12 protein-coding genes are annotated in these 14664 nt (G+C 57.6%); 8 read left to right on the top strand and 4 right to left on the bottom strand.

The window, feature by feature from the left end:
• The first annotated feature begins 74 nt into the window (after positions 1-74).
• The 8 genes from hslO (at position 75) to ACR0C6_RS17260 (ending at position 9314) form a co-directional block, all read left to right on the top strand.
• On the top strand, positions 75-1061 hold the full coding sequence (gene hslO, locus ACR0C6_RS17295; protein WP_171230132.1) for an Hsp33 family molecular chaperone HslO: 987 nt from the start codon (positions 75-77) through the stop codon (positions 1059-1061).
• Entirely contained in the window at positions 1036-1650 is a 615-nt protein-coding gene (locus ACR0C6_RS17290; RefSeq protein ID WP_480446515.1) for a CoA pyrophosphatase, read from the top strand. The genes hslO and ACR0C6_RS17290 overlap by 26 nt, the downstream gene beginning before the upstream one ends.
• On the top strand, positions 1647-2801 hold the full coding sequence (locus tag ACR0C6_RS17285; protein ID WP_480620414.1) for a CCA tRNA nucleotidyltransferase: 1155 nt from the start codon (positions 1647-1649) through the stop codon (positions 2799-2801). Before ACR0C6_RS17290 ends, ACR0C6_RS17285 begins: the two co-directional genes overlap by 4 nt.
• Before the next feature lie 191 nt (positions 2802-2992).
• Positions 2993-4831, top strand: coding sequence for an ABC transporter ATP-binding protein (locus tag ACR0C6_RS17280; RefSeq protein ID WP_480620412.1), 1839 nt, complete (start codon positions 2993-2995; stop codon positions 4829-4831).
• Positions 4828-6660, top strand: a complete 1833-nt coding sequence (locus tag ACR0C6_RS17275) for an ABC transporter ATP-binding protein (RefSeq protein WP_171230128.1) — start codon at positions 4828-4830, stop codon at positions 6658-6660. The genes ACR0C6_RS17280 and ACR0C6_RS17275 overlap by 4 nt, the downstream gene beginning before the upstream one ends.
• Before the next feature lie 39 nt (positions 6661-6699).
• Positions 6700-7929, top strand: coding sequence for a class I SAM-dependent RNA methyltransferase (locus ACR0C6_RS17270; protein ID WP_480620410.1), 1230 nt, complete (start codon positions 6700-6702; stop codon positions 7927-7929).
• 21 nt (positions 7930-7950) lie between these two features.
• Positions 7951-8736: an ion transporter gene (locus ACR0C6_RS17265; protein ID WP_152459586.1), complete on the top strand. Its 786-nt coding sequence runs from the start codon at positions 7951-7953 to the stop codon at positions 8734-8736.
• A 59-nt stretch (positions 8737-8795) separates the two neighbouring features.
• Positions 8796-9314, top strand: coding sequence for a L,D-transpeptidase family protein (locus ACR0C6_RS17260; protein WP_480620408.1), 519 nt, complete (start codon positions 8796-8798; stop codon positions 9312-9314).
• Here ACR0C6_RS17260 and ACR0C6_RS17255 read toward each other — a convergent pair.
• The 4 genes from ACR0C6_RS17255 to ACR0C6_RS17240 form a co-directional block, all read right to left on the bottom strand.
• The gene (locus ACR0C6_RS17255) at positions 9311-10750 is read right to left on the bottom strand and encodes a nodulation protein NodH (RefSeq protein ID WP_480620406.1); all 1440 of its coding nucleotides are present in this window, start codon (positions 10748-10750) and stop codon (positions 9311-9313) included. The genes ACR0C6_RS17260 and ACR0C6_RS17255 overlap by 4 nt on opposite strands.
• A gap of 6 nt (positions 10751-10756) precedes the next feature.
• Complete coding sequence (locus tag ACR0C6_RS17250; protein ID WP_480620404.1) at positions 10757-12457, bottom strand: DUF5927 domain-containing protein; 1701 nt, start codon at positions 12455-12457, stop codon at positions 10757-10759.
• Positions 12454-13440: a glycosyltransferase family 2 protein gene (locus ACR0C6_RS17245; protein WP_480620460.1), complete on the bottom strand. Its 987-nt coding sequence runs from the start codon at positions 13438-13440 to the stop codon at positions 12454-12456. The genes ACR0C6_RS17250 and ACR0C6_RS17245 overlap by 4 nt, the downstream gene beginning before the upstream one ends.
• A 178-nt stretch (positions 13441-13618) precedes the next feature.
• Positions 13619-14662 (bottom strand): glycosyltransferase family 2 protein, encoded by a 1044-nt coding sequence (locus tag ACR0C6_RS17240; protein ID WP_480620403.1) that lies wholly within the window; start codon positions 14660-14662, stop codon positions 13619-13621.
• Positions 14663-14664: the final 2 nt, after the last annotated feature.

The following is a 14664-nucleotide window of genomic DNA, read 5'->3' as shown; positions in this document are numbered from 1 at the left end:
ATGGCCCCTTTCAACCCGATCTGTACGACCTATATGGTGCCGGTATGCCAACCCGTGGCGTGTAAGGAAACCCCATGTCTCTTGGAACAAAAATCGCGTGGGACGATACCGTCCTGCCCTTTCAACTTGATGCATCCGACATGCGCGGCCGCGTGGCCCGTCTGGATGGCGTGCTGGATGGTATCCTGAAACAGCATGACTATCCCGAGCAGGTCGAGGCGCTTGTGGCCGAGATGGCCTTGCTGACCGCGTTGATCGGCCAAACGGTTGCGTTGCGCTGGAAACTGTCGTTGCAGGTACAGTCCAAAGGGGCGGTGCGCATGATCGCAACCGACTATTATGCGCCGCAGGAAGAGGGCCAGCCCGCCCAGATACGGGCTTATGCCAGCTTTGACCGGGACCGGCTTTCCAATTCTGCGCCTTTCGATCAGGTGGGCGAAGGGTATTTTGCCATCATGATCGATCAGGGAGAGGGCACGCAGCCGTATCAGGGCATCACTCCGCTGGCCGGTGGATCGCTGAGCGCCTGCGCCGAGGCATATTTCGCGCAATCCGAACAGCTGCCGACGCGGTTTTCGCTGAGCTTCGGCAAATCGACCGAGCCGGGCGTGGGCGAGCATTGGCGTGCAGGCGGCATCATGCTGCAACACATGCCCAAAGCGTCGCCCTTTGCCGCGTCGGGTGAAGGAACCGGTGACATCCTGACCGCTGCCGATCTGGTCGATGGCGAAGAAGGTGAAAACTGGGGTCGCGTCAATATCCTGCTGGATACCGTCGAGGATTTGGAGATGATCGGCCCCTCTGTTGCGCCGACCGACCTTCTGGTTCGCCTGTTTCACGAGGAACAGCCGCGTGTCTATGATGCGCAGTCCGTTCAATTTGGCTGCACCTGTTCCGAGGATCGTGTGCGACAGAGCCTGTCGATCTATTCGGCCAAGGATATCGAAAAGATGACCACGCCCGAGGGCGAAGTCACCGCGGATTGTCAGTTCTGCGGGGCTCATTATGTGTTGGACCCGGCAACTGTCGGGTTCGATGCCGAAGACCCCAAAGGTGCATGACCCGGTTGAAAAGATCCGGGCGGCCCTGCGCCGCCCCGGTCACGGGTCCAGCGACTTTGACCTGAACCCGGATACCGTTCTGCCGCCCGGACGACGGTTGCGACCCGCCGGTGTTCTGGTGGCCATTTCACTGGCTGATGACACACCGCAGGTCATCCTGACCAAACGCTCATCCGCGCTGAAGCATCACCCGGGCCAGATCGCCTTTCCCGGTGGCAAACAGGACGAAACCGATGCTGACGTTACGGCTGCGGCGCTGCGGGAAGCTGAGGAAGAGATCGGCCTGCCCCCGGAAATGCCCGAGATCCTGGGATTTCTGCCGACGCATGAGACCGTGACCTCGTTCACTGTGACACCGGTTGTCGCGGTTTTGCGGGACAGGTTCCAACCCGTGCCTGAACCCGGCGAAGTGGACGAAGTTTTCGCGACCCCCCTTGCCCATCTTTTGAATCCTGAGAATTATCTGATCGAGTCGCGCCGATGGCGCGGCCAGAGACGCAGATACTACGCAGTTCCGTACGGCCCCTATTACATTTGGGGCGCGACCGCCCGCATATTGCGCGGGCTTGCTGCACGGGTGAATGAATGATGCAGATTGACGAAGCCTGGATCAGTGAACCAGCGACGCAAAGGGTCTGTTCGGCTCTGACCTCTTCCGGGGCTCAGGCGCTTTTCGTGGGTGGATGCGTGCGCAACGCGCTGCTTGGCGCACCAGTGTCGGATATCGACATTGCCACCGATGCAAGGCCCGAGCAGATCGTCGAACTGGCGCAGGCTGTCGGGCTCAGGGCCATTCCGACCGGCATCGAGCATGGTACGATCACAGTGGTCAGCGCGGGCATCCCGCACGAGGTCACCACCTTCCGCCGTGACGTGGAAACCGATGGCCGCCGCGCGGTCGTGGCATTTTCCGATCACGTCGAAGAAGACGCGGCGCGACGGGATTTCACCATGAACGCGCTCTATGCCCAACCCGATGGCACCGTGCTGGACCCTCTCAATGGTCTTCCCGACCTTGAGGCCCGGTTGGTGCGGTTCATTGGAACCGCCGAGAACCGCATTCGCGAAGACTATCTCCGTTCGCTTCGCTACTTCCGTTTTCACGCCTGGTACGGGGATCCGGATGGCGGTTTCGACCCCGATGCCCTGGCCGCCATCGGCGCCAATCTTGACGGGCTGGAGTCGTTGTCGCGCGAGCGGATCGGGGCAGAGCTGCTGAAATTGCTGGCGTCACCTGATCCGGCCCCTGCCGTTGCGACCATGCGCAGTACCGGTGTTTTGGCCCGGGTGTTGCCGGGGGCGGACGATCGGTCTTTGGCCCCTTTGATCGCGCTGGAACAGGCAGCTGGAGCCGATCCCGATCCGGTGCGACGCCTCGCAGCCATTGCCTCGCCCGATGAAGCCGCGACATTGCGGTTGAGCCGTTCGCAGTTGCAACGCCTGATCAGGATGCGTGAAGAGGCACAGTCCACAACCAGTATTGCTGAACTGGGATACCGTTATGGCGATGAAGGGGGATTGCACGAGACGCTTTTGCGCTGCGCCTTTCTGGAACAACCCTGGTCCGAAGATTTGCGGCGCGATCTGCATGCAGGCGCAGCAGCGCGTTTCCCTGTCCAGGCCAGAGATCTGATCCCCAACTTCACCGGCCCGGCGCTGGGCAAGAAGCTGGCTGAGCTGGAAAAACGCTGGATCGCATCCGGTTTTGCGCTGTCACGCGAAGAGTTGCTGGCACATTAGCGCGAAGTCTCAAAAGGGGATGACATCTCGGATCCTTTGTGCTTAGGTTCGCCTGTCACATGGATGGAGGAATGCGAATGTATTACGGGATCTGGTTCGGCTAAAGCCGGGACACCTGCCCCGTAAAGGGTGGTGTTCGGGCGCCATCTTTCTTCGCACGTCTATTTTCCTGCTCAATCGGAGCACTTTCCATGTTTCGCTATTTCGAAAACCTTGTTGACCCTTTTGTTGCCTATCGTGAGGCTGACGCACCGCCGACGCGGTTGTGGCCCTTCATGCTGGATTATTCGCGGCCCTTTTTCCAGGTATTTTTCTGGGCGGCGCTGGTTTCCATAATCGTCGCGGGTGTTGAAATCGGGCTGATCTACTACATGGGTCGCGTAGTGGATCTGTTGGGCGGCACGCCGGCAGAGGTCTGGCAAAATCACGGAACGGAATTGTTGTTGATGGCAGCCTTTGTGTTGCTGTTGCGTCCGCTTCTGCATTTGGTCGACGTACTTCTGCTGAACAATACGATTTTGCCGAACTTTGGTACGCTGATCCGTTGGCGTGCGCACAAACACGTGTTGCGTCAGTCGGTTGGCTGGTTCGAGAACGACTTTGCCGGGCGGATTGCCAACCGGATCATGCAGACACCTCCTGCGGCGGGTGAAGTGGTGTTTCAGGTTTTTGACGCGATTTCCTTTTCGCTGGCCTATTTGATCGGTGCGGCGATCCTGCTGTACGCGGCGGATCCGCGTCTGTTGATCCCGCTGCTGATCTGGTTCGGATTCTACGCCATGCTGGTGCGCTGGACCGTTCAGCGTGTTGGTCCGGCGTCAAAAGCGGCCTCGGATGCGCGTTCGACGGTCACGGGGCGGGTGGTGGACAGCTATACCAACATCCATTCGGTCAAAATGTTTGCCCATGGCCCGCAAGAGCTGGACTATGCCCGCGAGGCGATCGAGGAAACCCGTCGGACATTTCAGATCGAAATGCGGATTTTCACTATTATGGATGCCGTTCTGGTCACTTTGAACGGTATGCTGATCGTGGGTGTTGTGGGCTGGGCGATTGCCTTGTGGATGCAAGGCAGCGCTTCGGTCGGTGTCGTTGCGGCGGCTACCGCCTTGACCCTGCGCCTGAATGCCATGACCGGATGGATCATGTGGGCCCTGACCAGCTTTTTCCGCCAACTTGGTATCGTGTCCGAGGGGATGGAGACCATTGCCCAGCCCATCGACTTGCTTGATGCGCCTGACGCGAAACCCTTGCGGCTTACCAAAGGTGAGATCCAGATCCGCGACCTCTCGCATCACTATGGTCGCGAGGCCGGCGGTTTGGACCATATCGACCTGACCGTCCGGCCCGGTGAAAAGATTGGTTTGATCGGTCGCTCGGGTGCTGGCAAATCGACACTGGTAAAGCTGCTGTTGCGGTTCTACGACGTCGAACGCGGTGCGATTTATATTGACGGTCAGAACATTGCGCATGTCACCCAGGACAGTCTGCGCAGCCATATCGGTATGGTTCAACAAGACAGCGCCTTGCTGCATCGCTCGGTCCGCGACAACATCCTTTATGGCCGGCCAGATGCGTCCGAGGCGCAGATGATCGCCGCCGCCAAACAGGCCGAAGCACATGAGTTCATCCTCGATTTGCAAGATCCGCAGGGTCGGACCGGGTACGACGCGCATGTCGGTGAACGGGGGGTGAAGCTGTCAGGTGGCCAGCGGCAGCGTGTGACGCTGGCGCGGGTGATCCTGAAGGATGCGCCGATCTTGTTGTTGGATGAGGCGACATCCGCCCTAGATTCCGAGGTCGAAGCGTCAATTCAGGAAACCCTATACGGCATGATGCAAGGAAAAACCGTGATCGCCATTGCCCACAGGCTCAGTACCATCGCGCAGATGGATCGCATTCTGGTGATGGATGCAGGCCGTATCGTCGAGGAAGGCACGCATTCCGATCTTCTGGCGCAAGGTGGCCTTTACGCCCAATTCTGGGCGCGGCAATCTGGTGGTTTCATGAACCCGGAGGCTGCTGAATGAGGATTGCCGACCTCATCTATCCGTTCAGGAACATCGAAACGCCCCCACCGCAGACGTTGGGGGCGTTCATCCGCTGGAGCCTGTCCGGGGCGTGGCCAATGCTGTTTGTTGCGGCGTTCTTCTCGGCCATTGCAGGCGCGATGGAGGCGGTCACGGCTTGGATACTGGGCCGCGTGATTGATGTGGCGACCGCCAGCGGGCCCGAGAATTTTCTGACCGCTGCCAATATGTGGATGATCCTCGGTGCGGTCGCTTTCTTCATGTTGCTTCGCCCGATCCTGTTTGGCCTGTCATCCTTGTCGAACAACTACATTGTCATGCCAAACATCACACCTTTGGTTCTGGCCAAGCTGAACCGTTGGACCCTGGGTCAGTCGGTGACCTATTTCGACGATGATTTTGCCGGTCGGATCGCGCAAAAGCAGATGCAGACATCGAACGCCATGGCTTCGGTCGTGTCGGAAACGATCAGCGCGATTGTGTTTGCCCTGGCGTCTCTGGTGGGGTCTTTGCTTTTGTTGGGGTCTATTCATCCTTTGGTGATGCTGCCCTTCGCAGCATGGCTGGCTGTGTATTTCATGCTGGTGCGCTGGTATCTGCCGCGCATCCGCAAACGTTCCGCCGCGCGGGCCGGGGCGCGGGCGATGGTGTCTGGGCAGGTGGTCGATACGATCACCAACATCAAAACCGTGAAGCTGTTCGCCCACTCGGAATTCGAAGATCAGGCGGCGCGTGAATCGATGGTGGATCTGCGTGAAAAATCGCTGGATTTCGGCAAGTTGTCGGCAAGTTTCCGGTTCATCCTCATGACGCTGGCCGGTGTCCTGCCTGTCTTGCTGCTGGGCGCGACCTTGTGGCTGTGGCAGGGCGGCATGGCGACCGCCGGGGATATCGTGGCTGCCGGGGCGGTTTCGATCCGTATTGCTCAGATGACCGGTTGGGTCAGTTTCACCTTGATGGGGCTGTATGCCAATGTCGGTGAAATCGAAAACGGGATGAAAACGCTGACCAAGCGTGACCGGGTCGAAGATACGCGCGGGGCGAAGGACCTTGATGTGACCGAAGGGTCGATTTCTTTCGAAGGCGTCAGCTTTGCTTACGGTCGCGATATCGGTGGCGTCACGGATTTGAGCCTAACCGTCAACCCGAGCGAAAAACTGGGCATTGTCGGTGCATCAGGGGCGGGGAAATCCACGCTCGTCTCACTGTTGCTTAGGCTCTATGACAGGGAAAGTGGCGCCATTTGTATCGATGGCCAGGACGTGTCTCAGGTAACGCAGGACAGCCTGCGCCGACAGATAGGTATGGTCACGCAGGAAACGGCGATGTTCAACCGGTCTGCTCGTGAGAACATTCTGTATGGCCGGCCGGACGCCTCAGAGGCCGAGATGATCGAGGCCGCAAAAAAGGCCGAAGCGCATGATTTCATCCTGAGTCTTGAAGATGCTCATGGTCGAAAAGGCTATGATGCTCATCTGGGTGAACGGGGCGTGAAACTCAGCGGCGGGCAGCGACAAAGGATCGCTCTGGCGCGCGCCATTTTGAAAGATGCTCCAATTCTGGTTCTCGACGAAGCGACATCGGCGCTGGATTCCGAGGTTGAAGCTTCGATTCAGACCGCGCTGCATCGGGTGATGCAGGGCAAAACGGTGCTGGCCATTGCGCACCGGCTGTCGACACTCAGCGAAATGGACCGGATTGTTGTTTTGGACGAGGGCAGGATCGCCGAAACCGGAACGCATGAGGCGCTGCTGGACCTGGGCGGCCTGTATGCGCGGTTCTGGCACCGCCAGTCGGGCGGGTTCATTCAGGCAGAAGCTGCGGAATAAGGGTTTTTTTGCTGCGAAAGCCCGGCTATCAGGCCTCTCATGACGCAGCAATTCACAATCACAAGGCTTGGACATCAGGGCGACGGTATTGCCGATGGCCCTGTTTACGCCCCTCGTACCCTTCCCGGTGAGATCGTCAGCGGCACCCTTGTCGGTCAGCAAGTGACCGATATCCGGGTCGAGACACCGTCCGAACACCGTGTCAAAGCCCCTTGCCGCCACTACAAAGCGTGCGGTGGCTGCCAGTTGCAGCACGCATCCGATACATTTGTGGCCGACTGGAAAATGCAAATCGTCCGCAAGGCGCTGATGGCGCAGGATCTCGAAGCACCCTTGCGCCCGATACACACATCGCCCGAACGGTCACGTCGGCGGGCTACGATTGCCGTAAGGCGCACGAAAAAGGGCACGTTGGCGGGGTTTCACGGTCGTGCATCCGGCACGATCACCGAGATACCCAATTGCCGGTTGCTTGATCCGGCCTTGATCGCGGCCATTCCGGTGGCCGAGGCGCTGGCCAACCTGGGCGCAAGCCGCAAGGGCGTTCTGGCTGTCACGCTCACACTGTCCGAAGCTGGTCTGGATGTGGCCGTAACAGGTGGCAAACCGCTGGACGGCCCCTTGGAACTGGCGTTGGCGCAGGCGACCGAGAAACATGGGCTGGCCCGGCTCAGTTGGGATGACGAGGTTATTGCCATGCGGCATGCGCCGGTTCAGCGCTTTGGAGCAGCCGGAGTCACGCCACCCCCCGGAGCTTTCTTGCAAGCAACAAAGGACGGAGAAAAGGCTCTGTCAAAGGCAGTTTCCGAGGCTACACGGGGTGCGAAACGTATCGTTGACCTGTTTGCGGGCAGCGGAACGTTCTCTTTGCCGTTGGCGGAAAGCGCCGAAGTTCACGCGGTTGAAGGCGAGGCCGCCATGATCGAGGCGCTGGATCAGGGCTGGCGCAGGGCACAAGGGCTGAAACGCGTAACGACCGAGGCCCGTGACCTGTTCCGCCGCCCGCTGATGCCGGACGAGCTGAAATCTTTCGACGCCATTGTTCTGGATCCGCCTCGTGCCGGTGCCGAAGCTCAGGTAGATGAGATTGCACAGGCGCAACGCCCGGTGATCGCCTATGTCTCGTGCAACCCCGTCACCTTTGCGCGTGATGCGAAAACGCTGGTTAACGCGGGTTACACCCTTGAATGGGTACAGGTCGTTGACCAATTTCGATGGTCAACACACACGGAACTTGCTGCGCGGTTTGTTCTGAACGCAGCATCTTGATCTTACCGGGGAAACTGACACATGGGGTCCAAACAGCGTTTGCTGAATATTATCGAAGCGCCCGTTTTCGGGCGGTTCATAACGGCCGTGATCATTTTCAATGCCATTCTTTTGGGGATGGAGACATCGCCGACCCTGATGGAACTGGCCGGCCCCTTGATCGTGGCGCTGGACAGGCTTTGCCTGGCGATCTTTGTGGCTGAAATTTCCATGAAGCTGATTGCCACCGGGCGCAGGTTCTTCACAAATGGCTGGAACATATTCGATTTCCTGATCGTAGGAATTGCCCTGGTTCCCAGCGCCGGAGGTCTGTCGGTGCTGCGCGCCCTGCGAATTCTGCGGGTGTTGCGCGTGATTTCCGTGGCGCCTCGTCTGCGTCGCGTGGTCGAAGGGTTCATCTCGGCCCTTCCCGGCATGGCCAGTGTGTTTCTGCTGATGGCAATCCTGTTCTATATCGGTGCGGTAATCTCGACCAAGCTGTTTTCGGCATCGTTCCCGGATTGGTTCGGCGATCTGGGCCTGTCTGCTTATACGCTGTTCCAGATCATGACGTTGGAAAGCTGGTCGATGGGCATCGTGCGCCCGGTGATGGAGGTCTATCCCTATGCCTGGGTCTTCTTTGTTCCCTTCATCATGGTCACGACCTTTGCGGTGGTGAACCTGTTGGTGGGTCTGATCGTCAATTCGATGCAGGATGCCCATCATGCCGAGGATGAGGTTAAAACCGATGCCTATCGCGATGAGGTTCTGGAACGGCTGGAAAGCATCGAACGTCGACTGGCCGAGCAGTCGAACATCAAAAAGTGATTTCAGTTTTTCCCATTTTTGGCATAATGATCGAAAAAAAGCAGAGCAGGCAGTGAAACATGGATCGTCGAGTATTCGGTTTAGGCGCGTTGGCAACGCTGAGCCTTTCGGCTTGTGCCTCTAGCGGCCCAAGATTTCTGACTTATAACGGACCCGAGGTGACCTCTTTGGTGGTCAACAAGGGTACGCGAAAACTTTACTTGTTGCACAACGAAAAGATCCTCAGGGAATATGACGTCGATTTGGGGTTTGCCCCGAATGGAACAAAGAACCAGCGCGGTGACGGCCGAACACCCGAGGGCACCTATCTGATCGACCGTCGCAACCCCAGAAGCCGGTATCACCTATCCCTGGGCATTTCTTATCCCAACTCGCAGGACATCGCCAAAGCCAAGGCTGCGGGCGTTGATCCGGGTGGGGATATCTTCATCCACGGTGAACCCAATCTGCGTTCTGAGCGGCGGCGCGCAAAAAAGAAGCGGGATTGGACAGCTGGATGCATCGCAGTCAAGAATGACGAAATCGAAGAGATTTATGCGATGGTCAACAAAGGTACGCTGATAACCCTGCGCCCTTAGGCCGATCCTGGCGCCCAGTCACTGAACCCGAATGCTTCATAGTCGCGCTGATAGGCTTGAACCGCCAGCGCTTCGAGGTTTTTGTCGTAGATCAGGTGCAAAGCATATGGTTCATCCTGTGCGCAGCAGCTAGGCTGAGGCGGGTTTGAATGCCCCATGCTACGCGCCAGATCCGGCAAGGCCGTCATCAGATCCTCTTCTCTCAGAATCAGATCGGGCATGGTGAAGGATGCGATTCCCTCCAACGTCCTGGACTGGCTGCACCACGTGCCGTCCACACGGACCGGTGTCTGCCCGTTGAGGTTGAGGCGCAGAAAGTCCAGAAAGCCCGAAAAAGCTTCGCGGTGTTGTTCGACAGAATAATTGTTGTCCCGCACTTGCCCCGGGATCGGCAGCTTGAGCCGGTTGCGAAGGTAATTCCGCACCATCTTGTAGCTGCCCGGCCCCGTATTCAGAATATGACTGCAAAACGCCGTATGTGCCCGGGCCAGAGGGTGACGCAGAACCGTGAATTGCCGATGACCGGGATGGCCCTGTTTCCATGAGCGGACCTGTTTGCGGTTTCGATCCGTGATCAGCTTGTCGGTCTGACATCCGTCCAGATCAGCCAGCCATTGCACGATAACAGGCTCTATTCCGCCCCGAATGGGCAAATACATCAAAGGAGACCTTGCAGCGGCAACGTAAAGCGGTACAGCCGCGCCGCGCTGGGGCTCAAAGCTTGTTGACCGATGCAATCCGAACCGATCCTGATCGCACAGGGCTTGTTTCATTTCATCAGTATTGGTGACCTTCGACAATGCCGGCGCCGGGTTTTGCGGTTTCAGGGTATCATCCAGTCGGGTCAGCCGACCCTCAACCCCCAGCCATATAGCCAGCCCGTTTATGACCTCCAGCTCGGTCAGGTCTTCATAGTGAATGAAGAACCCGGTTTGGCCTGTCTTTTGCAGGTGCCGTTGCACCATAAGCTGATGGTCTTGCAGCTGGTTCAGGTAATCCGAAAATTCGTCGGCGTCGAAGTCAACCTGCGCGTCGACGCGGCGTTTCACATTCTTCAGCAGCCACTGCTGCGTTTTCTGTGCTATTTTCAGCGACAGGTAACTGTCCAATGGGTTGCGGGTCAGAATGATCTTGGCACAACGCGGGTCGTTCAGCATAGGTTTCAGGATACGTGGGTCATGGTCTTCGAAATACCGAAAGCCATTGATGTCACCCGGTGCTGATTTGATGGCCTTGAGCATTCGCATGGGGTCCGCATCCCGGTCTTCCAGCGAAAGGCCAAGCAGATGATCGGATTTCAGGCTGCCCGCAAAATGCGGATTAAACGCCTCTCCGTGACAGGTGACCCCGTCCAGCGCGTTCAGGTTGGCCTCAAGCAGGTTCGAACCTGTGCGCATGGCGGCCAGAATCACGAAGTAGTCAAATTGGGCTGACATGGGCAATCACTGCACCAGATACGGTTTTCGGTATGGCTTTTCCTGGCGACCGAACACATCGTCCGCCGGGAAATCGCCCATCAGATATGGGTGCATTCCCTGATTCTTGAGATTTTGCAGGAACTTCCCGAATCCGGACAGATCGACCATGGTTGGCACTTCGGTCAGATGGCTGGTCTGCTGCATGCCTATTTCTTCAACAATGCCCTGCAAGGCATCCATCGGAGATTCAATGAAGTCGGCCAGCGTCCAACTGCGCATCCGCGCCTTGGTCCAGACCGATGTCAGCACCTCCAGCTGCTTGGTTTCAATTTGTTGCAGGCGCGCCGCCTCACTCCGGATTTCCGAGAAGTTCATATTGGATCGGAACAATGGGATCGCCCAAGCGCCCGTGATGACCGAAATCTGCGCGTTCTTGTCCCGCGCCAGAAACCAGTTGATTTCCTGAGTGTCCCGCGGGCTGAACTGGAAACACTGGCGTTCACCGCGCGTATTCCAGATCAGGTTCGACAGAAAGGCGGTCGGGTTATAGTCCCGCAGCGCCGCACTGTCGCTGAGGGCGCCATTTGTTATGGCTTCTCCTTGCGAAAACTCGGCGCGTTCCGGCCCGAAAAGATGCCCGTGGACTCTGGCTCCGGTGGTTGCGGCCAACCAAGGTTCGAAATCCTCGAACAGTTCCGAAAAGCCTTGGAATACGGAATATTGTGACGATGTCAGACCGTTTTCACTGCCATGGCGGGGAAAACGGCTTTGCATATACAGCCCGTCGCGCCCACGAGTTCGCCGTTCCACCGCTTTGGAAAATACGCGATCGATCTTGCCCGGATTGGGCTCTGCCGGTTTCATCGCCCCGGCCTGATCCGTCAGGAATGCCTGGTACAATCGCTCTGCGCGGGGCCAGATTTTTCGGGCGACAAAACAATCCGATCGGCGCAGCAATTGCAGATGATCATCATAGAAGATGTGCGGGCGCCCCTGGTAATCGAATTTGGATAGGGTCAGGGACCTGCTTTCAATATGCGTGGAATACAAGCGTGCCAGCGTCTGGAAATAGCTTTCATCCGGAATCCAGACATGACGGAAATACTTGTCATACAGCTTGCGCCTGGGGTCTTGAAGGATTGCCGACAGCGTTTGGCGGGTCAGGCACCACCATTGGCTTCCCATATGCGGAACCAGTCCGTCGGGGATTTTTCTGCGAAACCCCATCAGACGCTGAAGTTTTACATATGCGTCGAATAGTTTGCGATGTTTGCGCCACGAAAACGGAAACCGCAGGGTGAACCGTTCATGATCCAGCCCGCCGATGGTCCAGCTGACATCGGATGTCGTCGCGCTTTCGATGAAATCGACACGCGGCCGGTCTGACAGGTAATCGATCAGTTCCTGAACCGGTCGCAAAGGCAGGCAGGCCCCCGATGCAAGAAACACATGCCGAACTTCGGGGAAACGCTCCAGCATCAACTCGGACGCGCTTTGCGAGGCGGCAACGATACCCCAGCCACCCCAATCGCACCGATGTCGGTCAGAAAACACGATCGATGGATTGTTCGAACAGGACGCAACAAACCGGGAATAAACAGTGTCTGGCACCTTGCGATCCACATGGATGACCACCGGGCATCCCGCTGCTGTCCAGTGGCGCGCGACCTGCTCGGCGCGGTCCAGCGAAGTATGAACCAACATGACAATACCCAGACCGCTCATGCCCAGTTTCCTTTCGACATGAGGCCCAGGATTTCAAGCTGTCGCCAGTTGATATAGGCCTCGGACCACTCGCACCAGAAAACAGGCTTGTCCTCAAGCTGAGTGGCATAGGCCTTGTATTCGCCCGAGCCGCGGTAATGCTGGCCACGCAGCAATTCCTCGCGGGCTTTTTCCCCAAGAGTATTGATCAACTTGGCATGAAGCAGTGATCCGCTGGCCTTTTCGCCGCCCCATTCGTCGTAAACCTGGTTGAGCCCGCGTGGCAAAAGCGAATGGGTCGAGCTGACATAGACGTAGCGCCGGTTCCATTTTACCAGCGGAATCTTGTTCAGCGCCGGTGCTTTGGAGGGGTTGTCCTGAAAGAACACGCGCGCCCGTGGACCCCCTTGAATCCAAAGGTTCTTGTACTCGGGATTCTTGGTGATCATGTAATTCCCGGGATCGAACCAGCGCGCGATTTCGAACGGGTTCTGACCTTCGGCATAGGGTTCGGCGTCCACCGGACCTTCAGGGTACATGTCGATCAGCATCGTGCCAAAACTGCGCACGGCACTGCCATCCAGCCAGTCCGTCAAGGCTCGGATTGGACGGGTGTCGCAGAACGGATAGATGAAGAATTCGTCCGGATCGACGCTCAGCACCCAGTGATCGTGCGCGTATTTGCGCAACAGATAGTTCGACCAGTCCAGACCATAGCTTGCCCGTTTGTAGCTGGTCGTCGTCCGCCAGACCGAAACGTCAGCCTGTTCTTTCAAAAATTCAAAACTGCCATCATCGCTGTTGTTGTCGACAAACAGAAAATGGTTGATGCCCAGTTTGCGATAATATTCAAGAAAGAAAGGCAGGCGAATTTTCTCGTTCCGCACAACGCTCATCAGCAGGATATCATCACGCCGTATGGCCTGTGTGTTGTTGCTGACTGGCTTGAGCTCGCGACGTCGTTTGAGGCAGCGCAGAATACGGCGCTTGCGCCGCAATCTCATTTTGTAGGACTCAAACAGGCTCACGTGACTGCCCAACCTTTTTATAACGCGAGCTTTCCCCGAACCAGCCGTGACCGTTGGCACGACATGGCATTCCCGGTTTATGCCATCTTTGCATCTTCTGACGCAACGTCTTTAAAACCCGCAAACTGTAAACGTGCGGTTGATGCCCTTGTTTTCAATCCCAGCCTCCGCCGTTCATCAGACCCAACTGTTCCAGCTGGCTCCACCCGGTGTAGCGCACCGACTGTGGGGTCCACATGTCCGGCTGGTTGATTATCCCATCGTAGTATGGCCCGAATTGGTCCGGATCATGAAAATGTTGGCGTCGCTGCTTTTCGGTGTTGGATTTCTCGATAACGTCCGGCAGGAACTTCGTGTGCAGCAACACGCCCGACGGGGCATCGCCGCCCGGGCCATCATAGGTTTCGTTCAGATGGCGCGGCAGGGCGGAATGGCATGAGTTCACATAGGCATAGCGCCGCGACCAGCGCATCAGCGGGATCTTGTTCAGCGTGGGTGATCTTTGCCGGGTTTGCGCAAAGAACATCCGTTCCCGCGCGCCGCCCTGCACCCAAAGATTGCCCACCGGGCTTTGCCGCTGCGCGCGATACGGTCCTGCATCGAACCAGCACAGCAGATTTGTGGGGTCGGTGTCCGGGTCATAAGCCGCATCACCCAAGGGGCCCTTGGGATAGAGGTCCAGCATCAGCGTCCCGAACCCGATCTTCCCGCGCCGGTCCAGCCAGGTTGTCAGGTCATGCAGGGACCGGGTGTCGCAGTGGGTATAGACCAGCAGTTCATCCGCATCCACCATCAGGCACCAGTGGCGGTGGCCAAAGCGCATCTGCAACCAGGTCAACCAGTCCAGGCCAAACCGCGATCCACGATAGCTGGAATGGGTTCTCCACACCGAGACATCCGGTTGATCTTGCAGATACTCGGATGATCCATCGTCGCTGCCGTTGTCGACGATCAGAAAATGATCGACGCCCAAGGCGCGATAGTGACGAAAGAACCAGGGCAGGCGGATGATTTCATTGCGCAAGGTGACAAAGGCCAATATGTCACCCCGCTGGATTCGGGATGTCTGATCATTCTGGCAGGTCAACTGATGTCGACTGCGCAGCGACCTCCAGAGCAGCCGCCGACGTTTCCAGCGCAACCTGTACTTCCGTGCCCATCCGATCCGGGGAAGTGTCAAAGCAGTGCTGGATGTCACCG

The organism is Ruegeria sp. AL12, from assembly GCF_056540885.1.
This window is presented reverse-complemented; position numbering and strand designations above follow the sequence as displayed.

Bases quoted from the DNA above. Each gene is read 5' to 3' on its own strand.
- hslO (WP_171230132.1), top strand. From the start codon at position 75: ATGTCTCTTGGAACAAAAATCGCGTGGGACGATACCGTCCTGCCCTTT.
- ACR0C6_RS17285 (WP_480620414.1), top strand. From the start codon at position 1,647: ATGATGCAGATTGACGAAGCCTGGATCAGTGAACCAGCGACGCAAAGG.
- ACR0C6_RS17250 (WP_480620404.1), bottom strand. From the start codon at position 12,457: ATGAGCGGTCTGGGTATTGTCATGTTGGTTCATACTTCGCTGGACCGC.
- ACR0C6_RS17265 (WP_152459586.1), top strand. From the start codon at position 7,951: ATGGGGTCCAAACAGCGTTTGCTGAATATTATCGAAGCGCCCGTTTTC.
- ACR0C6_RS17245 (WP_480620460.1), bottom strand. From the start codon at position 13,440: ATGAGATTGCGGCGCAAGCGCCGTATTCTGCGCTGCCTCAAACGACGT.
- ACR0C6_RS17290 (WP_480446515.1), top strand. From the start codon at position 1,036: ATGCCGAAGACCCCAAAGGTGCATGACCCGGTTGAAAAGATCCGGGCG.
- ACR0C6_RS17275 (WP_171230128.1), top strand. From the start codon at position 4,828: ATGAGGATTGCCGACCTCATCTATCCGTTCAGGAACATCGAAACGCCC.
- ACR0C6_RS17270 (WP_480620410.1), top strand. From the start codon at position 6,700: ATGACGCAGCAATTCACAATCACAAGGCTTGGACATCAGGGCGACGGT.
- ACR0C6_RS17255 (WP_480620406.1), bottom strand. From the start codon at position 10,750: ATGTCAGCCCAATTTGACTACTTCGTGATTCTGGCCGCCATGCGCACA.
- ACR0C6_RS17280 (WP_480620412.1), top strand. From the start codon at position 2,993: ATGTTTCGCTATTTCGAAAACCTTGTTGACCCTTTTGTTGCCTATCGT.
- ACR0C6_RS17260 (WP_480620408.1), top strand. From the start codon at position 8,796: ATGGATCGTCGAGTATTCGGTTTAGGCGCGTTGGCAACGCTGAGCCTT.